The organism is Sodalis sp. C49 (genome assembly GCF_046352915.1).
Lineage (GTDB): Bacteria > Pseudomonadota > Gammaproteobacteria > Enterobacterales > Enterobacteriaceae > Acerihabitans.
In genome coordinates, this window is record NZ_CP163303.1 from 2,616,796 (window position 1) to 2,641,268 (window position 24,473).

The window sequence follows — 24,473 nt, forward strand, 5'->3', positions numbered from 1 at the left end:
GTATGGGCAAGTCGTTATATCAAAAATTATATGATGCGCACGTCGTCTACGAAGCGCCGGAAGAAACGCCTTTATTGTATATCGATCGTCACCTGGTGCATGAGGTGACGTCGCCGCAGGCGTTCGACGGCCTGCGCGCCATGGGCCGTCCCGTGCGCCAGCCGTCAAAAACCTTTGCCACCATGGACCATAATGTCTCCACCCAAACCAGGGACATTAACGCCAGCGGCGAGATGGCCCGTATCCAGATGCAGGAACTGATAAAAAACTGCGCGGAATTCGGCGTCCAGCTGTATGACCTGAATCATCCCTACCAGGGCATCGTACATGTGATCGGTCCCGAGCAGGGCATGACGCTGCCGGGCATGACCATCGTCTGCGGCGATTCCCATACCGCCACCCACGGCGCCTTCGGCGCGCTGGCCTTCGGCATCGGCACCTCGGAAGTGGAGCACGTGCTGGCCACCCAGACCCTGAAACAGGGCCGGGCCAAGACCATGAAGATTGAAGTTACCGGCCGCGCCGCCCCCGGCATTACCGCCAAGGATATCGTGCTGGCGGTCATCGGTAAAACCGGCTCCGCCGGCGGTACCGGCCATGTGGTGGAATTCTGCGGCGAGGCGATCACCTCCCTGAGCATGGAAGGCCGCATGACGCTGTGCAATATGGCGATAGAAATGGGCGCCAAGGCCGGTCTGGTGGCGCCGGACGACACGACTTACGCCTATCTGCAGGGCCGCCAGTTCGCGCCGAAAAGCGATAACTGGCTGCAGGCGATCGCCTACTGGAATACCCTGAAGTCCGACGACGACGCGGTCTTCGATAGCGTGGTCACCCTGCGCGCCGACGATATCGCTCCGCAGGTCACCTGGGGTACCAATCCGGGTCAGGTGATTGCCATTAACCAGATAATCCCGTCGCCCGACTCGTTCAGCGATCCGGCGGAACGCAACTCCGCCGCCAAGGCGCTGGCTTATATGGATTTGCAGCCCGGCATCCGCCTGACCGACGTGGCTATCGATAAAGTGTTTATCGGTTCCTGCACCAACTCGCGCATCGAGGATTTACGCGCGGCCGCCGCCGTAGCCAAGGGGCGCCGCGTCGCCACCGGCGTACAGGCCATCGTGGTGCCGGGTTCCGGACCGGTCAAGGCCCAGGCGGAAGCCGAAGGCCTGGACAAAATCTTTTTGGACGCCGGCTTTGAATGGCGTTTACCCGGCTGCTCCATGTGCCTGGCCATGAATAACGATCGTCTTAACCCAGGCGAGCGTTGCGCATCCACCAGCAATCGTAATTTCGAAGGGCGCCAGGGTCGCGGCGGCAGAACTCATCTGGTCAGTCCGGCCATGGCGGCGGCGGCGGCGGTTACCGGTCATTTTGCCGACATTCGCGAATTGAATTAAGGAGACAGTTTTATGGCAAAATTTACCCAACATACCGGGCTGGTGGCGCCGTTGGATGCCGCTAACGTGGATACCGACGCCATTATTCCGAAACAGTTTTTACAAAAGGTCACCCGCACCGGTTTCGGCCAACATCTGTTTAACGACTGGCGTTTTCTCGACGACGCCGGCAAGGTGCCCAATCCCGACTTTGTACTGAATAAACCGCGCTATCGCGGCGCCAGCATTTTACTGGCGCGGGAAAACTTCGGCTGCGGCTCGTCGCGTGAACATGCGCCTTGGGCGTTGGCCGATTACGGCTTTCAGGCGATCATCGCGCCAAGCTTTGCCGATATTTTTTACGGCAACAGCTTTAACAGCCAACTGCTGCCCATTACGTTGTCGCCGCAGCAGGTGGATGAACTGTTCCTCCTGGTCGCGGCCAATGAAGGCATCACCTTCACGGTGGATTTGGAACACCAGCGGGTCATTGCCGGCGAGAAGAGCTATCCGTTCGAGATCGATGCGTTTCGCAAGCATTGCATGATCAACGGGCTGGACAGTATCGGACTGACGTTGCAGCATGAAGGCGCGATTGCGGATTATGAGGCGAGCCAGCCGGCGTTTTTGCACTAAGTGTCGATTGCTGGCGACGGCGTGGGTACGCTGGGAGCAGGTTTCTCTTGCCGCTAGCAGCGGCGTTCCCTGTTGCCTGGTGCAGGCAAGCGACAAGAGGGATGCTAGCCCATCCCTCTTGTCTCCCGGGCTTCCGGCAGATCGTGCGCCGCTGCGCGGTCCCTGGCGTCACAATATCCCTTCTTATGGACCGCACGGGACGCGCTCCCGGCGCGACCCTTAGCTTTCGCCGCTCCCGGCGGCTCATCCAGCCGGGCATTGTGCCGCCAGCGCACTTTATGCCGGTACAACGTCAAAACCAACGTCTGTAATTAAAAAGTCTTTATTTGAACGCCGGGAATTTGTATGCCGGTAACTTAAATGCCGGGAATTTATACGCCGGTAACTTAAATGCCTGGAATGTGAACGCCGGTGATAAGGGGAGCGGCCCTTTGGCCGGCATTGAGCGCGCTGACGGAGCCGGTTCCACCGGCACGAGCCGCTGGACGCGGCGAGAGGCCCGTTCGCGCCGGGAGCGCGTACGGGCCGGTGCGAAAAGGTGGATCCGGCGCAGGAAGGCACCGCTTGCGGCGCGCGACCTGCCGGGAGCGCGGGGTCAAGGGGATGGCGCGACTGCCATCCCCTTGTCGCTTGCCAGCGCCCGGCTCAACATATAAAACCAAACTTACGGCAAGCGAAAATACCGCAGGACTTTTATATCACCCCCCGCCACGAGACATCACATCCACTCCCGGTATTCCTGCTCGGACAGTGAATCCGTATGCCATTGGGTTACCTGTAACAACAGCGCCATGCGCTGTCCGCTGCGGCCCCTGTCGGGACGGATCACGCCGCGCCCGCAAATGGCGGTAAAATAATGCTGATAAAACCGGCGCAAATTGGCTATTTTCATCGTTACAATCCCTATTCTGCCCTTTCGACACGACCAGTATCGGCTTAAGATACCGGAAGAAAAACAGATGACTTTTTAAGGAGTGTTCCTCTTTTATGTCCTCGCCACGCCTGCAGCAACAATTTATCCGCCTGTGGCAAAGCTGCCAGGGCAAGACACAGGAAACCACCCTGAACGAACTGGCGCAGGCGCTGAGCTGTACGCGCCGGCATGTGCGTACTCTGCTGAAAACCATGCAGGAAATGGGCTGGCTGCAGTGGCAGGCGACAGCCGGGCGCGGCAAGCGCTCGCAGCTGACCTTTCACTATACCGGCCTGGCGTTGCAACAGCAGCGGGCGGAGGATCTGCTGGAGCAGGATCGCATCGAGCAGTTGGTCCAACTGGTGGGCGATAAGGACAGGGTACGCCAGATGCTGCTTTCCCATCTGGGCCGCAGCTTCCGCCAGGGCAAGCACATATTGCGGGTACTGTATTATCGCCCGCTGCTGAACCTGCTGCCCGGCAGTCCTTTGCGGCGTTCTGAGAACCACATCGTGCGGCAGATTTTCAGCGGCCTGACCAAAATAAATGAGGAAAATGGGGAACTGGAAGCGGACCTCGCCCATCATTGGCAGCAAATTTCGCCGTTGTTATGGCGCTTTTACCTGCGTCCGGCGATCCATTTTCATCATGGGCGGGAACTGACGCCGCAGGATGTGTGCAGCTCGCTGCTGCGCCTGCGGGGAAATCCGCTGTTTTGCCATATAAAAGCCGTCTCGTCCGCCATCCCCAATACCGTTGATGTCGCCCTGACCGCCGCGGACGACTGGCTGCCCTGGCTATTGGGCAGCGTGCCGGCCATGATTTTGCCGCAGGAATGGGAGACGATGCCGGACTTCGTCCGCCGTCCCGTCGGCACCGGACCCTATGCGGTGATCGACAACCGGGAAAGCTTATTGAAGATTCGCGCCTTTGATGATTATTTCGGCTATCGCGCACTGATTGATGAAGTGAATATCTGGATCTTGCCGGAACTCACCGCCGAGCTGAGCTATTCCGGCGTCCAGCTCCAGGCGGATAACAGCACCCCGGGTCAATTGGAAACCCGGCTGGAGGAAGGCTGCTATTTCCTGCTGTTTGATGCCCGTTCGCCGCTGATGCAAAACGATGATACCCGCCGCTGGCTGAGTGAAAATATCGATCCCATCGCCATGCTGACCGAGGCGGGATCGGCCTACCAGCATTACTGGTCGCCGGCCTACGGTATCCTGCCGCGCTGGCGCCATAGCCGGGTCGCGCAACCGCGGCCAAGGCCCGCGGAGCTGCGCAGCATCACCCTGACGGTTTATCGCGCCCATTCGGAATTCGATGATCTTTGCCGCGCGCTCGGTGCGGTGCTGGCCCGGCAGGACATCGCGCTGGTGATCAATACCGTGGATTATGCCACCTGGCATAACGGTGAGGCCGAGAGCGATTTATGGCTCGGCAGCGCTAATTTTTACCTGCCGCTGGATTATTCCCTGTTCGCCAGCTTTTACGAGATGCCGCTGATGCATCATTGCCTGCCGGCCGACCTTAGCGACGCGCTGGAGAAATGGCGCGGCAAGGGCCTGTCCATGGCGCAATGGTGCCAATCGCTTATCACCGGCCATCGCCTGCACCCGCTGTTCCATCATTGGCTGATTCTACAGGGCCAGCGCAGCATGCGCGGGGTCAGGATGAATACGCTGGGATGGTTTGATTTCAAATCCGCCTGGTTCGCCCCGCCGGACCCGCAAGACCCGCAAAACACATAAGACACATAAGACACATAAGACACATAAGACACATAAGACACGTTAGACACGTTAGATACGTTAGATACGTTAGACACGTAAGACAGGCTGTTAAGCCAGGGATAAAACCATTACACTTGCATTTGTTCTCAACGGGGTGCGAAGCGTCCGGCATAGCGTTAGCCGGCGCGCAAGCTGAGAGTATACCCGTCGAACCTGATCCGGCTAATACCGGCGAAGGGATTTGAGAGTGCGTCCCGCTGCCGCCTCAAACGCCTTTGCCGCCTTTTTTTTTCCAGGAGCGCAAAGTGTTGAAAAAATGGTTACCCTGCCTGCTATTGCTCGCCGCCGCCCCGGCGTTGGCAAAACCCGTCCTGACGGTTTATACCTATGATTCCTTTGCCTCCGAATGGGGCCCGGGGCCGGCGATAAAAACCGCCTTTGAAAAAGACTGTGGCTGCGAGCTGAAATATGTCGTGCAGGAAGATGGCGTCGCCCTGCTCAACCGTTTGCGCATCGAAGGCAAGAACAGCGACGCGGATGTGGTGCTGGGCCTGGATAACAACCTGCTTAAGCCCGCGCAGGATACGCATCTCTTTACGGCGCATAACGTCGATACCGCTCATCTGACCTTGCCGCAGGCGTGGCATGATCCCACCTTCCTGCCTTTTGATTACGGGTATTTTGCGTTTGTCTATGACAAGAACAAGCTGAAAAATCCGCCCAAAAGCCTGCATGAGCTGATAGACGGGCCGCAGGCGCTGAAAATCATTTACGAAGATCCGCGCACCAGTACCCCGGGACTAGGCTTATTGCTCTGGGTGCAGCAGGTATATGGCGATAAAGCGCCCCAGGCCTGGCAACGGCTGGCGAAAAAAACCGTTACCGTGCCCAAGGGCTGGAGCGAAGCCTATGGCTTATTCCTGAAAGGAGAAGCGGACATGGTGCTCAGCTATACCACGTCGCCGGCCTATCATATCAACGAGGAAAAGAAGGATAACTATGCGGCGGCGACCTTCAGCGAAGGCCACTATCTCCAGGTCGAGGTGGCCGGACAATTAGCCGCCAGTAAAAATCCGCAGCTGGCGCAGCAGTTTATGCGTTTTGTCGTTTCCCCGGCTTTCCAGCAGACCATTCCCACAGGCAACTGGATGTATCCGGTGATCAAAACCGCGCTGCCGGCCGGCTTTGACGTATGGCCGGCCAAGACGCTGAATTTCAGCGCGGATGACGTGGCGGCCAAACGCGGCGCGTGGACCCAGGATTGGTTGCGTTCCGTCAGCCAATGATGCCTGGCCGATGATACCGCGCTGGTTATGGCCGGGACTGCTGGCCGCGCTGATGCTGACGGCCGTGGCCCTGACGGCGGTCGGCGCCTTGTGGCTGAACGCGCCGACGCTCCAATGGCGCGACGTGCTGTCGGACAGCTATCTGTGGCATGTCCTGCGTTTTACCTTTTGGCAGGCGCTGCTGTCGGCGCTGCTATCGGTGCTGCCCGCCGTTTTTTTGGCGCGGGCGCTTTACCGCCGGCGGTTTCCGGGACGCCTGCTGTTGCTGCGCTTTTGCGCCATGACGCTGGTGCTGCCGGTGCTGGTGGCCGTGTTCGGCATCCTGAGCGTGTATGGTCGCCAGGGCTGGCTGGCGCAGCTATGCCTCTGGCTGCATATTCCCTACGGTTTTTCACCCTACGGCCTGCGGGGGATCCTGCTGGCCCATGTATTTTTTAACCTGCCGTTGGCCACCCGCCTGTTGTTGCAGGCGCTGGAAGGCATTCCGGTGGAGCAGCGCCAGCTGGCCGCGCAGCTGGACATGGCGGGCTGGCATTTCTTCCGCATTCTTGAGTGGCCTTATCTGCGCCGTCAACTGCTGCCTGCGGCGGCGCTGATATTTATGCTGTGTTTCGCCAGTTTTGCCACGGTGCTGTCGCTGGGCGGCGGACCGCGGGCGACCACCATTGAGCTGGCGATTTACCAGGCCTTAAGCTATGACTACGATCCCGGCCGCGCGGCGCTGCTGGCCCTGGTGCAAATGATCTGTTGCCTGGGGCTGGTCTTGTCCAGCCAACGGCTGACCCGCGCGTTTCCCGTCGGCGCGACGCATTTTTCCCAGTGGCGCAATCCCGGCGATAATCTGGCGCGCCGTTTGACCGACGCGCTGGTTATTGTCCTGACGCTGGCGCTGCTGGCGCCGCCCCTGCTGGCCGTGGTGGCCGGCGGTGTCAATACGGGCATGGCGCGGGTCCTGTCGCAGCCGGCGCTGTGGTCGGCATTGCTGACGTCGCTGCGCATTGCCCTGGGCGCGGGCCTGCTGTGCGTGGTGCTAACGCTGATGCTGCTATGGAGCAGCCGCGAGCTGAGGCTGCGTCAACGTCCCTGGTCCGCGCAGCTGCTCGATCTTAGCGGCATGCTGATCCTGGCGATGCCGGGCATTGTGCTGGCCACGGGTTTCTTCCTGATCGCCACCCATACCCTGGGATTGCCCCGTTCCCCCTATGCATTGGTCATACTGACCAATGCGCTGATGGCCATTCCCTACGCCCTGAAAATTCTGGAAACGCCGATGCTGGACCTGGCGGAAAGGTATAATCGTTTATGCCTGTCCCTGGATATGCGCGGCCTGACTCGGCTACATTGGGTGGAATGGCGCGCGCTGCGCCAGCCGATTGGCCGCGCCATGGCATTCGCCTCTATCCTGTCGCTAGGTGATTTTGGCGTGGTAGCGTTGTTCGGCAATGAACATTTCCGGACCCTGCCGCTCTATCTTTACCAGCAAATCGGCGCTTATCGCAGCGAGGACGGGGCCGTTACCGCGCTGTTCCTATTGGCGCTGTGCTTTTTATTATTTACGCTAATCGAGAAACTCACGGGGCTGCATGATAAAACTGGATAAAGCGACCTATCTTTACCAACATTTGCCGATGCGTTTTGACCTGCGGCTGGCGGCGGGAGAAAAGGTCGCCGTTCTGGGCCCCAGCGGTGCCGGCAAAAGCACCCTGCTCAACCTGATAGCCGGTTTTCTGCCCCTGCACAGCGGCAGCCTGTGGTTAAACGGCCAGGATCACAGTGCCACCCCGCCCGCCCGGCGCCCCGTCTCCATGCTGTTCCAGGAGCATAACCTGTTCGCTCACCTGACGGTGGCGGAAAACATCGGCCTTGGGCTGCATCCGGGGCTGGCGTTGACTCCGGCGCAACGGGAAGCGTTAAATGCGGTGGCGGCACAGGTAGGGCTGGAGAAACTGCTGGACCGCCTGCCGGGGCAACTGTCCGGCGGGCAACGGCAGCGGGCGGCCCTGGCGCGTTGTCTGGTGCGCGACCGCCCCATCCTGCTGCTTGATGAGCCGTTTTCCGCGCTCGACCCCGCCTTGCGTGTCGATATGCTGCAACGGGTGGACGACGTGTGCGCCAGCCGCGGCCTGACCCTGTTAATGGTATCGCACAACCTGGATGACGCCGTGCGCATCGCGCCGCGCACCCTGCTGATTGTCGATGGCCGCATTTATTACGACGGCCCGACCGCGCGCCTGGCGAGCGGCGAAGCCGGCGAAGCCGCCGTCCTGGGTATTGCGCCGCACGCGCCGGACCCGCGCCCGCGGTTGGCCGGAGAGGATTAACATCACCGATGCCCGGCGCCGCATAATGACGCGATGGCTTCCCGTGCTGGAATAAGATCGCGGCAAATAGCCAAAAATAGCATTCTTGAGCCGATTCACATTTTGCCAAATAAATTGTTACTATTATGAGATGGAATTAAATGTCGCCTGGAAATGCCACAGAGCATCCATTGGTAAGGGCTTATTGTTGCACCCCAGTGGTTACAGGCATCGGCAGTAATAGCATTTTAATTATGTTGTACTAATGAACGTATTTGTAAACAGCTTATCGTCAATGCTGGGGAAACTCATAAATAAAATAATCAAGATACGGCAGAAAAGCGTCATGCGTTTTCGCATGCCGCCTGGCAATGCCCGCAATTTACGAGTAGTGATTTTTATCGCCAGCGTTTCAGCCCGCCTATAAGGGAGTTGGGATGCTGGCCTTTCACGCCAAAAAGCCGCCATCCGGCCCCATCCCGGTATCACCCCACTGAATACCCCACGCACAACATCATGATTATATTGTCAAACATATCACACCACCCCCCATTACGTTTTACAACCACTGCTGTTACGTCCCTCCGCGGCGGAAGAAAAACCGGCCTGCACTTTTGCTGGTCGCCGTTTTTTCGCCACACATAAGCTTTTTTTTATTATTATCCATGTTTTTTTCTTTGAATTTAATGAAAAATAAGAAATTACGTATAAATAGCATTTTAAAGTTAAGATAATTTAACATTAGAATAAATATTGACTTGCTTCACACTATTATTTGAGAATGTTGTTTGATTTATTGCAATTAGAGTTTATATTAAATAAAAATCATATATAAAAATCACTTATTAAACATCCACTTCGATTATTGTATATTGAGTACAATCTGCATTAAGTTTTAAAGAATCTTATTTAACACAGCTGAATTTAACTTTACGCGACAGTAGGTCATGCACCCTGCGCAAGAAGGGACAATAGTGACTGTCATCTTTTTCTCATTAAAAATTTATGCAAACCATTAATTTAAACATCAGGAGAAACTGAATCACCGCGGCAGCAATGCCTTTGTGCAAATTTTACTTCTTATCAGACCAAACATCATAAATGACGGGATGATTCGTCAACCGTCAAATACGATTTTATTATCGGGGGTTAACTATAATGAGTGACAAAATTCTTAAAAAAATTGACTTCTTTGCCCAGCAGGGCGTCAAATACACTAACATCGTGTTTCAACTTAAACGAAACAATGCCGGCGCGTATTACTTTTCAGAAGCGCAAAAAATTGAGCACGAGCTCAAATTTAACTTTGAAACCATGGGAGTTTCCCCTTTATTTGACATATCCGGCAGTCCTCGTGATGATGCGGCCAAAGGAATGAATAAAACATTTGGCTTGGATCGCTATTTCAAAATCAAATTTTTTAATGAGAATGTCAACGCTGTTGAATATATTAATGAAATACTTCACGCCATTGCGCTATTCAGCTCAGTCGAGACGGTTTATCCCACTACCGAACCCGTATCGCTACGGGGCGCAAGAAGTTATAACGCTCTTCACACCGAGCAACCCACCCTTGATGATGAGCCAAAAACGCTTAACGGCGTGGAAAATTATAACTTCGTCCCTTTACAATATTATCTTTGGCCTGCCCGGCATTGTTTCAATAGCTTCAGGCTCGGCGGTGTCGACGGCACCGCCGGTCTAAGTTACGCCGGGGGCAGGGGCGAAAATGTCACCATCATTACCAACGAGCCTGATGCCTGGTTCACCGGTCATAATAACCTTCCTCCGGAGCGCGCTATTGTCGAAGGCGCCGTCACCGTCGGCTGCGACAATACCGCGTCCGTGGGTGTGATGGCGGGGCTGGAGCTGGGGTATGGCATTATGGGGATCGCCAGCCGGGCGAAGGTGGGTTATGCCGCCCGGGGCCTGCAATATCTCTATAACCTTTATCACCGTCTTAAGGCGGGAGACGTTATCCAAATAGGTATGCAGCATCAAGGAGGAAATAGATCTTATTATAATCAGGAATGTTATCTTCCGGTCGAATTTGAACCTGCCTGGTTTGATATGATCTCCGCGTTAACATCCAAAGGTATCCACGTTATTGAGGCGGCGGGGAATGGCGCGATTAATTTAGACCATCCGATACTTAACGGCAAATTCAATCGTCATCAAAGGGATTCAGGCGCTATTATTGTCGGAGCCCTCGACCCAAGGACGGGACTAAGGGCCGCCTACAGTAATTTTGGTTCGCGCATAGACAGTTCGAGCTGGGGTGATTTTGTGGTAACGACCTCATACGGTTATGCCACGCTGCTCAATAAAACCAATGCCTGGTACATCAATAATTTTTCCGGCAATTCGCCGGCCAATCCCATCGTGGCGGGTGTGGCGGCATGCCTGTCAAGTATTGCCATCGCCAATAAAAAAAACCTTACCGCCCCGCAGTTCCGTGAATTACTCACCAGTACCGGAACGGTGCTGGCGGAGAATTTTTCCTCGATTATAGGAACGCAGCCGGATTTAGGTAAGGCGATATATACCTTATTCTCCAAATACTGAAGCCGTCGGTCACACCCTGACCACTTTCCAGAATTGAGCCGCGTAGATCGGCATCAGCGGATGCTGGATAAGCGCAACCAGCGCCGCCGCCATCGCCAGGAGGCAAAGGGGGGCCAGCCAGCGCAATCGCGACAGCGGCAGCCAGCGGGTGAGGCGATCGGCCTGGCGTTTATCGGTTCGCAACCAGCGCCATCCAAGCCAGCCGGCCAGCCAGCCCAACAGGGCCACGCCTAACAGCAGGCCACGGAATTGCCCGGAGTGCTGTCCGTCTGGGATATTAATAGCCACCCCGGCCAGGATGCCGGGCATAAAATACGCAGGTGGCCAGGTGAGGCAGCCGATAACATTGGGCAAGGCGAATTTCAGGGGCGGCAGGTCCAGCATCCCGGCCACCATCGGCACCAACGGCCGGGTAGGGCCGATAAACCGGCCGGCCAGGATCGTCAACACGCTATGCCGGTGCAGGGCATGTTCGATTTTATTCAACGTGGCGCGGTTTTTTTTCAGGAAAGACCAGCGTTTCAGCGATTTTTTACAGCCATGGCCGATAACATAGGAAATCCAATCGCCAAGAAAGCATCCGATAATGCCGGCCGCCCAGGCGGGATAAAATCCCATCGCGCCGCTGCCGATAAGCGCGCCCAGCGTCGCCATCATCACCGTACCCGGTAATAACAGCCCGACAAAAGCCAGGGATTCAAGAAATGCCACCAACGAGACGGCAAAAAGCGAAAAAGCCAATGACTGCGTAACCCAGTGTTCGAAAAAAGCCAGCATAACCCCCTCAGGTTTCTATAAGCCGATGGATTGTCAGGGCTAGAAGGCCCGCCGGTCAACGTAACAATTGTATGAAGATTTGGCTGCGCTTGTCCGGACGCCGCGCAACTGGACAAATACTGTATAAATAATCATAATTATCAGGTTGCCCGAGATAAGGCGACGCTTCATTTACTTTAACCGGATATCCAGACGCCATGCCAGACCAATCCCTGCCCGGCCAGGGTTTTGTCCTTACCCGCCACTGGCGGGATACTCCCGAAGGCGCCGTCATCGATTTCTGGCTGGCGACCGATGGCGGCGCGCGGAAAATCAGCCTGCCGCCGCAGCAAGCGGTGGCGTTTATGCCCGCGGAGTGCCTGCCGCGCGCGCAAACCCTGGCGGCCGCCATCCCCGGCTGCGAGCTGCGTCCGCTGGCGCTGCGTGACTTTCATCGTCGCCCGGTGGTCGGCGTTTACTGCCGGCACTATCGCGATTTAGGCCGGCTGGAAAAACGGTGCCACGAGTCCGGCATACCGCTGTATGAAGCCGACATTCGCCCACCGGAGCGTTATCTGATGGAGCGTTTTATCACCGCCCCGGTCTGGTTTGACGGCCATGTGCAGGAAAACGGCGTTATCACCCACGCGCGGCTTAAGCCGTCGCCTGATTACCGGCCCGCGCTGAAACTGGTTTCGCTGGATATTGAAACCAACCGTTTTGGCGAACTCTATTGCATCGGTCTGCAAGGCTGCGGGCAGCGGCGGGTTTATATGCTGGGCGAGCCCCCGGCCGCCGGCGCCGGGTCGTCCGGATTCCTTGAATACGTACCCACCCGCGCGGCGTTGATCCAGCGCCTGAACCAGTGGTTCGCCGACCATGACCCCGATGCCGTTATCGGCTGGAACCTGGTGCAGTTTGATTTACGTATCCTGCAAAAACAGGCGGAACGCTACCATCAGCCTTTGCTGCTCGGGCGCGGCGGCGCGGCGCTGGAATGGCGCGAACATGGCGCCAAGGCGGGACATTATTTCGCCAGCGCCGCCGGCCGCCTGATTATCGACGGCATCGAGGCGCTGAAATCCGCCTTCTGGCAGTTTTCCTCGTTTAGCCTGGAAAACGTGGCGCAGACGCTGCTGGGCGAGGGAAAGGATATCTCGACGCCCTACCAGCGCATGGACGAAATCGACCGGTTGTACCAGGAAGATAAGCCGGCGCTGGCCCGCTACAATCTCAAGGACTGTGAGCTGGTGACGCGTATTTTTGACCATACCCGCCTGCTGGCGTTTCTGCTGGAACGCGCCACCGTCACCGGGCTGGCCGCCGATCGCAGCGGCGGATCGGTGGCCGCGTTTACCTGGCTCTACCTGCCCAGAATGCACCGGGCGGGTTTTGTGGCGCCCAATCTTGGCGATGTACCGATGCAGGCCAGCCCCGGCGGTTATGTCATGGATTCCCGCCCCGGCCTGTACGACTCGGTGCTGGTGCTGGATTATAAAAGCCTTTATCCCTCTATTATCCGCACCTTTCTCATTGATCCGGTGGGGCTGATCGAAGGCATGGCCGGGGACGCGCCGGACGGGACGGTCGCGGGTTTTATCGGCGCGCGCTTCTCCCGCACCCATCACTGCCTGCCGGACATCGTTCGGGAGCTTTGGCTCGGGCGCGAGCGGGCGAAACGGGAAAATAACCGGCCCTTATCGCAGGCGTTGAAAATTATCATGAACGCTTTCTACGGCGTGCTGGGCGCGCCCGGCTGCCGTTTTTTCGACGCCCGGCTGGCCTCCTCCATTACCCTGCGCGGCCATGACATTATGCACCGCACCCGCGAGCTTATCGAAGCCCGGGGTTATCCGGTAATCTACGGCGATACCGACTCCACGTTTGTCTGGCTGAAGCACGCCCACGATAGCGAAGCGGCCAATGCCATCGGTCAACGCCTGGTCAGCGATATCAATCAATGGTGGCAAACGCACCTGCGCGACACCATGGGGCTGGAAAGCGCGCTGGAACTTGAGTACGAGACACACTTCACCCGTTTCCTTATGCCTACGATTCGCGGCGCGGAGCTGGGCAGCAAAAAACGTTATGCCGGCCTGGTACAGGACGACAAGGGCGAACGCATGGTATTTAAAGGCCTGGAAACCGTGCGCAGCGACTGGACGCCCCTGGCCCAGCAGTTCCAGCAACAATTGTATGAGCGCATCTTCCGGCGCCAGCCGTATCAGGATTTTGTCCGCGATTATGTCCGCCGCACCCTGTCCGGCGAGCTGGACGCCCTGCTGGTGTATCGCAAACGCCTGCGGCGCAGGTTAAGCGAATACCAGAAAAACGTGCCGCCCCAGGCCCGCGCGGCGCTTATCGCCGATGAGTATAACGCCCGTCACGGCCGGCAGCAGCAGTACCAAAACGGCGGGTGGATAAGCTATATCATGACCGCCCACGGTCCCGAGCCCCTGGAAATCCGGCAAAGCGTGCCGGACTATAATCACTACCTGGCCAAACAGCTCCAGCCGGTGGCGGATGCCATCCTCCCCTTCCTGCGCGATGACTTTGCTACGCTTATATCAGGTCAGATGGGACTGTTTTGATGCGAAAGTGATGGATTGGTAGGTGACGAAGCGACACTCATCCATTAACATAGCGCCTTTTCAGACCTCAGCATCACTCTTGCCGCATTTTTCACCGCCGTGGCACCAGGCCGCGGTAAGCCGCGCTATTGCCGGTATTTTTGCCTAACATAACACCGAGCCGAGAATTTATGCCTTTTACCTTAGGTCAACGCTGGATCAGCGATACGGAAAGTGAATTAGGACTGGGAACCGTGGTGGCACAGGATGCCCGCATGGTCACCCTGCTGTTTTCCGCTATCGGTGAAAACCGTCTTTATGCCCGCGCGGATGCGCCTATCACCCGCGTGATATTTAATCCCGGCGATACCATCACCAGCCACGAGGGCTGGCAGCTCAGCGTGGAATCCGTGCGTGAAGAAGACGGCCTGCTGACCTACATCGGCACCCGATTGGATAACGGCCAGGCCGATACGGCCCTGCGGGAAGTCCTGCTCGACAGCAAGCTGACCTTCAGCAAACCCCAGGACCGACTGTTCGCCGGCCAGATCGATCGCATGGACCGTTTTGCCCTGCGTTATCGGGCGCGCAAGTTTCACAGTGAGCAGTTCCGCCAGGCCTGGAACGGACTGCGCGGCATCCGCGCCAACCTGATTCCCCACCAGTTGCATATCGCCTCCGAAGTGGGACAGCGCTACGCTCCCCGGGTTTTGCTGGCGGACGAAGTGGGCCTGGGCAAGACCATCGAGGCCGGCATGATTATCCATCAGCAGTTGCTCACCGGCCGCGCCGAGCGGGTGCTGATCATCGTTCCCGAGTCGTTGATGCATCAATGGCTGGTGGAAATGCTGCGCCGTTTCAACCTGCTGTTCTCGCTGTTCGATGACGAGCGCTACTCCGAGGCCATGCAGGACAGCGATAATCCGTTTGAAACCGAACAACTGGTGCTGTGCTCGCTGGATTTTGTCCGCCGTAACCACGAGCGGCTGGAAAAGCTGGCCGACGCCGATTTTGACCTGATGGTGGTGGATGAAGCCCATCATCTTTCCTGGAGCGAGGAGGCCCCCAGCCGCGAATATCAGGTCATCGAACAGCTGGCGCGCAGTATTCCCGGGATCTTATTGCTGACCGCCACCCCGGAGCAGCTGGGGCTGCAAAGCCATTTCGCCCGGCTGCGGCTGCTGGATCCCGATCGGTTCCATGACTACCAGGAGTTCGTGGCGGAGCAACAGCGTTACCGCCCGGTAGCCGACGCGGTGACCCTGCTGCTGAACGGCAAGGCGCTGGACAAGGACGCCAAGAACCTGCTGGCCGATATGATAGGCGAGCAAAGCATCGAACCCCTGCTTTCCGTCGCCAATGGCGAGGATGAGCGCGCCCAGGCGGCGCGTCATGAACTGATCGCCATGTTGATGGATCGCCACGGCACCAGCCGGGTGCTGTTTCGCAATACCCGCCAGGGGGTGAAAGGCTTCCCGCGCCGGCTGCTGCATCAAATCAGGCTGCCGCTGCCCGCGCAATACCAGACCGCCATTAAAGTGGCCGGCATCATGGGCGGTAAACTGACGCTGGACGATCGGGCGCGCAACATGCTGTATCCCGAACAGATTTATCAGCAGTTTGAAGGCCAGAACGCCACCTGGTGGAACTTCGATCCCCGCGTCGAATGGCTGATGGATTTCCTGCTGCAAAACCGTCAGGAGAAAGTGCTGGTGATCTGCGCCCATGCCGCCACCGCGCTGCAGCTTGAACAGGTATTGCGCGAGCGCGAAGGGATCCGCGCCGCGGTGTTCCACGAAGGTCTGTCGCTGCTCGACCGCGACCGCGCCGCCGCCTATTTCGCCGCGCAAGACGACGGCGCCCAGGTGCTGCTCTGTTCGGAAATCGGCTCCGAGGGCCGTAACTTCCAGTTCGCCAGCCGGATGGTGATGTTCGATCTGCCATTCAATCCGGATCTGCTGGAGCAGCGCATCGGCCGCCTGGATCGCATCGGCCAGAACCACGATATCCTAATCTTCGTGCCTTATCTGGAGCAAACGGCCCAAGCGGTGCTGATCCGCTGGTATCATGAAGGCCTGGACGCGTTTGAACATACCTGTCCCACCGGCCGGACGTTGTACGATCAATACTACCAGCAGTTGATCGGCTACCTGGGCGAACCCGCCAAACTCGACGGCCTGGATGACTTTATCCACGCCTGCCGCCGCCAGCACGACCTGTTGAAGCTGCAACTGGAACAGGGACGCGACCGTCTGCTGGAGCAGCATTCCAACGGCGGTGAACAGGCGCAGGCGCTGGCCGATGCCATAGCCGGCCAGGACAGCGACGCCCAGTTGGTGAATTTCGCGCTTAACTTATTTGATATCGTGGGCATCAACCAGGAAGATCGCAGCGACAGCCTGATCGTGCTGACACCCTCGGAGCATATGCTGGTGCCTGATTTCCCGGGCCTGCCCGAGGAAGGATGCACCATTACCTTTAACCGCGAGCAGGCGCTGTCCCGGGAAGATACCCAGTTTATCAGTTGGGAGCATCCGATCATCCGCAACGGTTTGGATCTGGTATTATCGGGTGACAGCGGCACCAGCGCGGTATCGTTGCTGCGCAATAAAGCGCTGCCGGCGGGCACCCTGCTGGTGGAACTGGTGTATGTGGTGGAGGCGCCCGCGCCGAAAAAACTGCAGTTGAGCCGCTTCCTGCCCGCCACGCCGGTCCGGTTGCTGCTTGATCAGAACGGCAATGATTTGGCCGGCCAGGTTGAATTCGAGCAGTTTAATCGCCAGCTCAACGCGGTGAAGCGTCATACCGCCGGTAAACTGGTCAGCGCGGTACAGCCGGAGGTGCATAAGCTGTTGCAAAGCAGCGAAGCGCTGGTGGCGAAACAGGCCCAGGTATTGATAGACAACGCCCGGCGGCAGGCGGACGAAAGCCTGAGCGCCGAACTGCATCGCCTGGAGGCGTTAAAGGCCGTCAATCCGGCGATTCGCGAGGACGAGCTGGAGACGCTGGCGTCCAACCGCCAGCAGGTGCTCGAGCAGTTGGACCAGGCAAACTGGCGGCTGGATGCCATTCGCCTGATCGTGGTGACCCATCAGTAAGCATGACGCACCCGGGGCGACGCCCCGGGCAAACCGGAGCAGCATGGAACCCTATAATCCGCCCACCGAACCCTGGCTGCATATCCTGTACCAGGACGCGCATATTATGGCGGTCAACAAACCCAGCGGCCTGCTGTCGGTTCCCGGCCGCCTGCCTGAGCATAACGACAGCGTGATGACCCGGGTCCTGGCGCAATTCCCGCTGGCGCAGTCCGTGCACCGGCTGGACATGGCCACCAGCGGCGTAATGGTCGTGGCCTTGTCCAAGGCGGCGGAGCGGGAGTTGAAACGCCAGTTCCGCGAACGCGAGCCGCGCAAGTCCTATATTGCCAGGGTATGGGGACACCCCGCCCAGGAAGAGGGATTGATTGATTTACCGTTAATATGCGACTGGCCCAACCGGCCGCTGCAAAAGGTGTGCTTTGCCACCGGCAAGGCGGCGCAAACGCAATACCGGGTATTGTCTTATGACGCCGATCTCACCGCGCGGGTGCTGCTGATGCCGGTCACCGGGCGCTCGCACCAGCTGCGGGTGCATATGCAGGCTATCGGTCATCCGATCCTGGGCGATGGTTTTTACGCCACGCCGCAGGCCAAGGCGATGGCCGGCCGGCTGCTGTTGCATGCCCAGGAGCTGGCGATTACCCACCCGGCCTTCCACTCGCCCATTCATTTCCGCTGCGAAGCGGATTTCTGAGCGGCCCGCCGTAATGCATGCGGCGGACGATCAGTGAAACCCTTTCTCGCGCTTAATCAGATCGTAGGCCGCCTGAATGGCCTGCGTTTTCTGCTTGGCCATTTCCATCATTTCCGGCGGCAGCCCTTTCGCCACCAGCTTATCCGGATGATGTTCGCTCATCAGCTTGCGATAGGCGCGCTTGATGACGATGGCGTCGTCGGTACTGTTGACGCCGAGCACCTTGCAGGCGTCCTCAAGCGTGGGACCGCGCTCGCCGCCGGGCCGGTAGCCGCCCTGCGCGTAATCGCCGCCGCCAAACTGCTGGCCGCCCTCCATCATGCTGAGGAACTGATCGAATTGCACCCGCGAGATGCCCAGTTCCTCGGCAATCACATACAGCACCTGCCGCTCGTTGGGATGTAGCGATCCATCGGCGAACGCGGCCTGGATTTGGATTTCCAGGAACATCCTGACGAGATCAAAACGCCCGAAGCAGACCTGGCGAAACTCGCGCAGCGACGCGCGCAGCGGAAACTGGCTTTCCTTGCCTTCACGGAAGGCCTGCTGCGCCGCGGTGCGCGCGGCGCCGTCAAGCCGCAGGCGATCCATCATCAGGCTGGCGTTTTGGATATCCGCCTCGGTAACGCGCCCCTTTGATTTGGTAAGATGCCCCATGACCTGAAAGGTGGTGCGGAAAAAGACATTCTGCCGGGTCTGCTGATCGGCGAAAAAACCGCCGCCGCCGCGTGCACCGCGCGCCTTATCAATCATATGGCCAATCAGGAAGCCTAACACCACGCCCCAAAACCCTGCTCCGGATAGAAAACCCAGAATAACGCCCAACACCTTACCCCAATACCGCATATACTCCTCAATTCATCATGCCGTCACTGCAAATTTGCTTTATCATACCTGTCATTTATCGCTGTGCCTAACGGTGCGCGGATAAACGGCAGGATTTAACACTGGCGCAACTCCGGTGAGTGAGATAGTCTCTGACCGTTTGACGGCATGAAGCCCAAGATGACGGAACACCCGAAAAGCATATGAAGAAACGTTTCCCTACATTGCTGGCCAGCCTGATCTGGTCGGCGCTTTATAGCCATCATGCGTTGGCGGATTTTGCCGATCAATGCATGCTGGGCGTGCCTGCCTATACCAAGCCGCTGGTCACGGGCGACCCGAATCAACTGCCGGTGCATATCCAGGCGGACCATACGACGGCCAATTACCCGGATAACGCGCTGTTTACCGGCAACGTGGACGTGGAACAGGGCAACAGCACGCTCAATGCCAAACAGGTGGAGCTACAGCAGACACAGTCCGGCCAGCAAGACCCGGTGCGTACCGCCACGGCCACCGGCGACGTCCATTACAGCGATAACCAGATCAAACTCAATGGACCTAAGGCCTGGTCAAACCTGAATACCAAGGACACCGACGTTTACCAGGGCGACTACCAGATGGTGGGACGCCAGGGACGCGGCGATGCCGATACCATGAAAATGCGCGGCCAAAACCGCTACACGGTCTTGGAAAACGGCACCTTTACCTCATGCCTGCCCGGGGACGACAGCTGGAGCGTACAAGGCTCGGAAGTCATCCACGACCGTGAAGAACAGGTGGCGGAAATCTATAACGCCCGCTTCAGGATCGGCAAGGTGCCGGTGTTCTACAGCCCTTACCTTCAGCTGCCGGTGGGCGATAAGCGCCGTTCCGGCTTCCTGATCCCCAATGCCAAATACGGCACCAAGAGCGGTTTTGAATTTTCCGCCCCCTATTACCTGAACCTGGCGCCAAACTACGACGCCACCATTACGCCGCATTATATGAGTAAACGCGGCACCCAGTTGCAAAACGAATTCCGCTACCTGACCGCGCCGGGGATGGGTCTGGTGCAGTTCGACTGGTTGCCCAGCGATTCGGAATACGCCACCGATCATCCCTCCGACAGCAATACCGACCGCTGGATGCTGTACTGGCGGCACAACGGCGTGATGGATGACGTCTGGCGTTTCAACGTCGATTATACCCGGGTCAGCGATCCCTATTATTTTACCGATCTGACCTCGCAGTACGGTTCCACTACCGACGGCTACGCCACGCAGAAATTCAGCGTCGGTTATTCCGACGAGAACTGGGACGTCACCCTGGCCAGCAAGCAGTTCCAGATATTCTCTAATTTCGGCGACAGCAGCGCCTACCGCGCGGCGCCGCAGCTTGACGTCACCTATTACAAGAACGATGTCGGCCCGTTTGATACCCGCATCGTCAGCCAGGCCGCCAAGTTTACCAGCGTCAGCAGCAATAACCCCGAGGCCACGCGGCTGCATGTCGAACCGACCATCAGCCTGCCGCTGGCCAACCGCTGGGGCAGCCTGAACACCGAAACCAAGCTGATGGCCACCCATTATCAGCAGGACAATCTCGATACTTACAATACCAATAATCCCGACAGCCGGCTGGATGGCACGGTCAACCGGGTGATGCCGCAGTTCAAGACCGACGGCAAAATGATTTTTGAACGGAATATGGACTGGGCGCAGGATTATACCCAGACCCTGGAACCGCGGGTGCAATACCTGTATGTGCCCTACCGCGACCAGAGCAATATCAACGTGTACGATTCCACGCTGCTGCAGACCGACTATACGGGCCTGTTCCGCGACCGCAGCTACAGCGGCCTCGATCGCATCGCCTCCGCCAACCAGGTATCGGGCGGCGTCACCACCCGGCTTTATGATGACGCCCTGGTTGAACGTTTTAACGCTTCGCTGGGTCAAATCTATTACTTTACCCGTCCGCGCACCGGTTCGACCAACAGCAGCCTGGATCAGGATGCCGAAACGGGCAGCGTCGTCTGGGCCGGCGACACCTTCTGGCAGATCAATAACCAGTGGGCCGCGCGCGGCGGCGTACAGTATGATACCCGGCTGAACAGCGTGGCGCTGGGCGACGCGGTCCTGGAATACCGTCGCGACGATAACCGGATGGTTCAATTGAACTACCGTTATGCCAGTCCCGAATATATCCAGGCCATGTTGCCCAATATTTCGCATCCGGGCTATCAGCAGGGGATCGCGCAGATTGGCACCATCGCCAGCTGGCCAATCCGCGACCGGTGGTCGCTTGTCGGCGCGTATTATTATGATACCAAGGCAAGCCAGCCCGCCGAACAGCTGATTGGCGTGCAGTACAACACCTGTTGCTGGGCGGCGACGGTGGGCTACGATCGCAAGATCACCAGTTGGAACTACAACAGTAACACCAGTAATTACGACAATGCCGTGACGTTTAATATACAACTGCGCGGTCTGAGCAGCGATTACGGTCTCGGTACCGACAAGTTGCTGGGTTCCGGCATACTGCCGTACCAACGGGCGTTTTAAGGCCGTTTCGGACCAGCGAACGTTAATCTAGAATCCGCGAATGCGGCTGATATAAATGGAAAAGTTATGAAAAACTGGAGAACGCTTATTCTCTGCATGGCGATGTGCGCCGGAACCGCGTTCGCAGCGCCCCAAGTGGTGGACAAAGTTGCTGCCGTGGTCGATAACAGTGTCGTTCTCGAAAGTGATGTGGACGGACTGCTGCAATCGGTGAAACGCAATGCCCAGGATGCAAAACAGCAGTTGCCCGATGACGCGACGCTGCGTCGTCAGATTATCGAACGTTTGATCATGGACAATATCATCCTGTCCATCGCCCAGCGCAATAACGTTACCGTCACGGACGAACAGCTGACCCAATCCATTACCAACATTGCCGCGCAAAATAAAATGACGCTGGATCAGTTGCGCAGCCGCCTGGCCTATGACGGCATCAGCTACGACACCTATCGTAAGCAAATCCGCAAGGAGATGCTGATTGCCGAAGTGCGCAACGGCGAAGTACGCCGCCGCGTGACCATCCTGCCGCAGGAAGTGGATTCCCTGGCCCAGCAGATTGCGGCGCAAACCGGCAACGGCGCGCAATACAATTTAAGCCATATCCTGATCCCGCTGCCGGAAAATCCGACGCAGGAGCAGGTGGATAAAGCGGAAGCCATGGCCGGCTCGCTGGTGCAGCAAATCAAGGGCGGCGCCGATTTCGGCAAGCTGGCCATCAGCTACTCAGCGGATCCGCAGGCTTTGAAAGGCGGCCAAATGGGCTGGGGCAAGCTGGAAGAATTACCGAGCCTGTTCGCTGAACGCCTGCAGGGAGCGCCCAAAGGGGCGGTTATCGGTCCTATCCGCTCCGGCGTCGGCTTCCACATCCTGAAGGTCAACGATATCCGCGGCGGCGATGAAAAGGTCTCGGTCACGGAAGTCCATGCCCGGCATATCCTGCTGCGCCCGTCGGTGGTCTTGACCGACCAGCAGGCCGAAGCCAAGCTTAACGAGGTGCTGGCGCTGATTAAAAGCGGCAAGACCGATTTCGCCGCCCAGGCCAAATTGCTGTCACAGGACCCCGGCTCCGCCAACCAGGGCGGCGATCTGGGCTGGGCCGCTCCGCAGGCTTACGATCCCGCGTTCCAGGACGCGCTTATGCGCCTGAAGAAAGGCGAAATCAGCCAGCCGGTGCATTCCTCTTTCGGCTGGCATCTGATCCAGTTGCTCGACACGCGCCAGGTTGACCGTACCGACGCCACCAAAAAAGATCAGGCCTATCGCCTGCTATTCAACCGCAAATTCGCCGAAGAATCGCAGACCTGGATGCAGGAACAGCGTGCCGGCGCCTACGTCAAAATCATGGATGGCGATGCGCAATAAAGCGCGGCTGGCGATCACTCCCGGCGAACCCGCCGGGATTGGTCCCGATCTGGTCGCCATGCTGGCGCAGCAGGCCTGGCCGGTGGAACTGGTGGTCTGCGCCGATCCGGATGTCCTGCTCGCCCGCGCGCGCCGCCTCGGGCTGCCGCTGCGGCTTTACCCTTATCAGCCGCAGCAGCCGGCGGCGCCGAGGCCTGCCGGCAGCGTCAGCGTACTGGCCATTACCGCCCCCGCGCCGGTTACGCCCGGCGCGCTGGATGTCGCCAACAGCGGCTATGTTGTGGACACCCTGGCGCGCGCCTGCGACGGATGCCTGGACGGCGAGTTTGCCGCCCTGCTTACCGGCCCGGTGCACAAGGGCATTATTAACGACGGCGGTCTGGCCTTTACCGGCCATACCGAATTTTTCGCCGGGCGCAGCCGGCGCGAACGGGTGGTCATGATGTTGGCCACCGAATCGCTGCGCGTGGCGCTGGCGACCACCCACCTGCCATTATCGGCGGTGCCGGCGGCCATCACGGCGCAAACCCTGCGGGAAGTGATCGCCATTCTCGATCATGATTTACGCGCGCAGTTCGGCATTCCCCGTCCACGTATCTACGTCTGCGGACTGAACCCCCATGCGGGCGAAGGCGGGCATATGGGCCGGGAAGAGATCGATATCATCATCCCCACGCTGGACGCCCTGCGCGGGGAAGGCTATGACCTGGTCGGGCCGTTGCCGGCCGACACGCTGTTTCAGCCCAAATACCTGCAACATGCCGACGCGGTGCTGGCGATGTACCACGACCAGGGCCTGCCGGTACTGAAATACCAGGGTTTTGGCCGCGCGGTCAATATTACCCTCGGTTTACCTTTTATACGTACCTCCGTCGATCACGGCACCGCGCTGGAACTGGCCGGCACTGGTCTGGCGGAGGCCGGCAGCATCAAAACGGCGTTAAATCTCGCCATTAAAATGATAAATAACCGTAATGAGTAAACTTGTTCACCAGGGCCATCTGGCCCGCAAACGTTTTGGTCAGAATTTTCTTCATGACGGCAATATCATCGATTCCATCGTCTCCGCCATCCATCCCCTGCCCGATCAGGCCATGGTGGAAATCGGCCCCGGCCTCGGCGCGCTGACCGAACCGGTGGCGGAACGCATCGATCATATGACGGTCATCGAGCTGGATCGCGATCTGGCCGCCCGCCTGGCGACGCATCCGTTCCTGAACAGCAAGCTGACCATTGTGCAGCAGGATGCCATGACGGTGGATTTTGCCGAACTGTCGCGACAGCTGGGGCAGCCGTTGCGGGTATTCGGCAATCTCCCGTACAATATTTCCACGCCGTTGATGTTTCACCTTTTCGGCTATACTCAGGCAATCCGCGACATGCATTTTATGTTGCAAAAAGAAGTGGTCAACCGGCTGGTCGCCGGCCCGGACAGCAAAGCCTATGGCCGCCTGAGCGTGATGGCGCAGTATTATTGCCAGATCATTCCCGTGCTGGAAGTGCCGCCGACCTCATTCCGGCCGGCGCCAAAAGTGGACTCCGCGGTGGTACGGCTGGTGCCTTACGCCGAGCTGCCCTACCCGGTCAGCGACCTGCAGGTGCTGGCGCGCATTACCAGCCAGGCGTTTAACCAGCGCCGCAAAACCGTGCGTAACAGCCTGGGTAACCTTTTTACCGCGGAGCAATTAAAGGCGTTGGGCATCGACCCGATCCTGCGCGCTGAAAATATTACCGTGGCGCAGTACTGCCAACTGGCGAACTGGCTGGCGGAGCACCCTTCGCAACAGGAATAACAGGAGCA

At 58.2% G+C, this 24,473-nt stretch carries 17 protein-coding genes and 1 riboswitch; of the genes, 14 read left to right on the plus strand and 3 right to left on the minus strand.

Features of this window, described 5'->3' with window-relative positions; all coding sequences use genetic code 11:
- Window positions 1–2: 2 nt before the first annotated feature.
- Together leuC and leuD are read left to right on the plus strand one after the other, a co-directional pair.
- Window positions 3–1,403 (plus strand): 3-isopropylmalate dehydratase large subunit, encoded by a 1,401-nt coding sequence (leuC, locus tag ABUK12_RS11835; RefSeq protein WP_410016430.1) that lies wholly within the window; start codon window positions 3–5, stop codon window positions 1,401–1,403.
- Window positions 1,404–1,415: 12 nt separating this feature from the next.
- Window positions 1,416–2,018: a 3-isopropylmalate dehydratase small subunit gene (gene leuD / locus ABUK12_RS11840; protein WP_410016431.1), complete on the plus strand. Its 603-nt coding sequence runs from the start codon at window positions 1,416–1,418 to the stop codon at window positions 2,016–2,018.
- Window positions 2,019–2,736: 718 nt separating this feature from the next.
- Here the strand turns inward: leuD and sgrT are convergent.
- Complete coding sequence (gene sgrT, locus ABUK12_RS11845; RefSeq protein WP_410016432.1) at window positions 2,737–2,910, minus strand: glucose uptake inhibitor SgrT; 174 nt, start codon at window positions 2,908–2,910, stop codon at window positions 2,737–2,739.
- 95 nt (window positions 2,911–3,005) lie between these two features.
- Here sgrT and sgrR point away from each other — a divergent pair, with 95 nt between their 5' ends.
- From sgrR to ABUK12_RS11870, 5 genes are all read left to right on the plus strand, one after another.
- Window positions 3,006–4,685, plus strand: coding sequence for an HTH-type transcriptional regulator SgrR (sgrR, locus tag ABUK12_RS11850; protein ID WP_410016433.1), 1,680 nt, complete (start codon window positions 3,006–3,008; stop codon window positions 4,683–4,685).
- A 122-nt stretch (window positions 4,686–4,807) separates the two neighbouring features.
- Window positions 4,808–4,925, plus strand: a riboswitch (TPP riboswitch).
- Window positions 4,926–4,972: 47 nt separating this feature from the next.
- The gene (thiB, locus tag ABUK12_RS11855; protein WP_410016434.1) at window positions 4,973–5,953 is read left to right on the plus strand and encodes a thiamine ABC transporter substrate binding subunit; all 981 of its coding nucleotides are present in this window, start codon (window positions 4,973–4,975) and stop codon (window positions 5,951–5,953) included.
- Window positions 5,954–5,963: 10 nt separating this feature from the next.
- Complete coding sequence (gene thiP, locus ABUK12_RS11860; protein ID WP_410016435.1) at window positions 5,964–7,553, plus strand: thiamine/thiamine pyrophosphate ABC transporter permease ThiP; 1,590 nt, start codon at window positions 5,964–5,966, stop codon at window positions 7,551–7,553.
- A complete protein-coding gene (gene thiQ, locus ABUK12_RS11865) occupies window positions 7,537–8,274 on the plus strand; it encodes a thiamine ABC transporter ATP-binding protein ThiQ (RefSeq protein ID WP_410016436.1) in 738 nt (245 codons plus the stop codon). The genes thiP and thiQ overlap by 17 nt, the downstream gene beginning before the upstream one ends.
- Window positions 8,275–9,411: 1,137 nt before the next feature.
- The gene (locus tag ABUK12_RS11870; protein WP_410016437.1) at window positions 9,412–10,818 is read left to right on the plus strand and encodes a S8 family serine peptidase; all 1,407 of its coding nucleotides are present in this window, start codon (window positions 9,412–9,414) and stop codon (window positions 10,816–10,818) included.
- A 9-nt stretch (window positions 10,819–10,827) separates the two neighbouring features.
- Here the strand turns inward: ABUK12_RS11870 and ABUK12_RS11875 are convergent, their stop codons facing one another.
- Entirely contained in the window at window positions 10,828–11,595 is a 768-nt protein-coding gene (locus ABUK12_RS11875; protein WP_410016438.1) for a DedA family protein, read from the minus strand.
- A 197-nt stretch (window positions 11,596–11,792) separates the two neighbouring features.
- Here ABUK12_RS11875 and ABUK12_RS11880 point away from each other — a divergent pair, with 197 nt between their 5' ends.
- The 3 genes from ABUK12_RS11880 (at window position 11,793) to rluA (ending at window position 17,939) form a co-directional block, all read left to right on the plus strand.
- Entirely contained in the window at window positions 11,793–14,165 is a 2,373-nt protein-coding gene (locus tag ABUK12_RS11880) for a DNA polymerase II (protein ID WP_410016439.1), read from the plus strand.
- 170 nt (window positions 14,166–14,335) lie between these two features.
- Entirely contained in the window at window positions 14,336–17,242 is a 2,907-nt protein-coding gene (gene rapA / locus ABUK12_RS11885; RefSeq protein WP_410016440.1) for an RNA polymerase-associated protein RapA, read from the plus strand.
- A 43-nt stretch (window positions 17,243–17,285) separates the two neighbouring features.
- The gene (rluA, locus tag ABUK12_RS11890; RefSeq protein WP_410016441.1) at window positions 17,286–17,939 is read left to right on the plus strand and encodes a bifunctional tRNA pseudouridine(32) synthase/23S rRNA pseudouridine(746) synthase RluA; all 654 of its coding nucleotides are present in this window, start codon (window positions 17,286–17,288) and stop codon (window positions 17,937–17,939) included.
- Between the two features lie 30 nt (window positions 17,940–17,969).
- On the opposite strand, the gene djlA is transcribed toward rluA, so the two are convergent.
- Entirely contained in the window at window positions 17,970–18,785 is an 816-nt protein-coding gene (djlA, locus tag ABUK12_RS11895; protein ID WP_410016442.1) for a co-chaperone DjlA, read from the minus strand.
- A 182-nt stretch (window positions 18,786–18,967) separates the two neighbouring features.
- On the opposite strand from djlA, the gene lptD reads away from it, so the two are divergent.
- The 4 genes from lptD to rsmA all read left to right on the plus strand — a co-directional run bounded on the left by lptD (window position 18,968) and on the right by rsmA (window position 24,465).
- Window positions 18,968–21,310, plus strand: a complete 2,343-nt coding sequence (gene lptD / locus ABUK12_RS11900) for an LPS assembly protein LptD (RefSeq protein WP_410016443.1) — start codon at window positions 18,968–18,970, stop codon at window positions 21,308–21,310.
- Between the two features lie 66 nt (window positions 21,311–21,376).
- Window positions 21,377–22,672, plus strand: coding sequence for a peptidylprolyl isomerase SurA (gene surA / locus ABUK12_RS11905; protein ID WP_410016444.1), 1,296 nt, complete (start codon window positions 21,377–21,379; stop codon window positions 22,670–22,672).
- Entirely contained in the window at window positions 22,662–23,654 is a 993-nt protein-coding gene (gene pdxA, locus ABUK12_RS11910) for a 4-hydroxythreonine-4-phosphate dehydrogenase PdxA (protein WP_410016445.1), read from the plus strand. Before surA ends, pdxA begins: the two co-directional genes overlap by 11 nt.
- Window positions 23,647–24,465 carry a 16S rRNA (adenine(1518)-N(6)/adenine(1519)-N(6))-dimethyltransferase RsmA gene (gene rsmA / locus ABUK12_RS11915; RefSeq protein ID WP_410016446.1) on the plus strand — a complete coding sequence of 273 codons (819 nt, stop codon included), beginning with the start codon at window positions 23,647–23,649 and terminating at the stop codon, window positions 24,463–24,465. Before pdxA ends, rsmA begins: the two co-directional genes overlap by 8 nt.
- The last annotated feature ends 8 nt before the right edge of the window (window positions 24,466–24,473 follow it).

Excerpts from the sequence above, each read along its gene's own strand:
- leuC (WP_410016430.1), top strand. The coding sequence starts at position 3 with ATGGGCAAGTCGTTATATCAAAAATTATATGATGCGCACGTCGTCTAC.
- djlA (WP_410016442.1), bottom strand. The coding sequence starts at position 18,785 with ATGCGGTATTGGGGTAAGGTGTTGGGCGTTATTCTGGGTTTTCTATCC.
- ABUK12_RS11870 (WP_410016437.1), top strand. The coding sequence starts at position 9,412 with ATGAGTGACAAAATTCTTAAAAAAATTGACTTCTTTGCCCAGCAGGGC.
- surA (WP_410016444.1), top strand. The coding sequence starts at position 21,377 with ATGAAAAACTGGAGAACGCTTATTCTCTGCATGGCGATGTGCGCCGGA.
- pdxA (WP_410016445.1), top strand. The coding sequence starts at position 22,662 with ATGCGCAATAAAGCGCGGCTGGCGATCACTCCCGGCGAACCCGCCGGG.
- sgrR (WP_410016433.1), top strand. The coding sequence starts at position 3,006 with ATGTCCTCGCCACGCCTGCAGCAACAATTTATCCGCCTGTGGCAAAGC.
- rapA (WP_410016440.1), top strand. The coding sequence starts at position 14,336 with ATGCCTTTTACCTTAGGTCAACGCTGGATCAGCGATACGGAAAGTGAA.
- thiQ (WP_410016436.1), top strand. The coding sequence starts at position 7,537 with ATGATAAAACTGGATAAAGCGACCTATCTTTACCAACATTTGCCGATG.
- ABUK12_RS11880 (WP_410016439.1), top strand. The coding sequence starts at position 11,793 with ATGCCAGACCAATCCCTGCCCGGCCAGGGTTTTGTCCTTACCCGCCAC.
- rsmA (WP_410016446.1), top strand. The coding sequence starts at position 23,647 with ATGAGTAAACTTGTTCACCAGGGCCATCTGGCCCGCAAACGTTTTGGT.
- rluA (WP_410016441.1), top strand. The coding sequence starts at position 17,286 with ATGGAACCCTATAATCCGCCCACCGAACCCTGGCTGCATATCCTGTAC.
- lptD (WP_410016443.1), top strand. The coding sequence starts at position 18,968 with ATGAAGAAACGTTTCCCTACATTGCTGGCCAGCCTGATCTGGTCGGCG.
- sgrT (WP_410016432.1), bottom strand. The coding sequence starts at position 2,910 with ATGAAAATAGCCAATTTGCGCCGGTTTTATCAGCATTATTTTACCGCC.
- thiP (WP_410016435.1), top strand. The coding sequence starts at position 5,964 with ATGATACCGCGCTGGTTATGGCCGGGACTGCTGGCCGCGCTGATGCTG.
- ABUK12_RS11875 (WP_410016438.1), bottom strand. The coding sequence starts at position 11,595 with ATGCTGGCTTTTTTCGAACACTGGGTTACGCAGTCATTGGCTTTTTCG.
- leuD (WP_410016431.1), top strand. The coding sequence starts at position 1,416 with ATGGCAAAATTTACCCAACATACCGGGCTGGTGGCGCCGTTGGATGCC.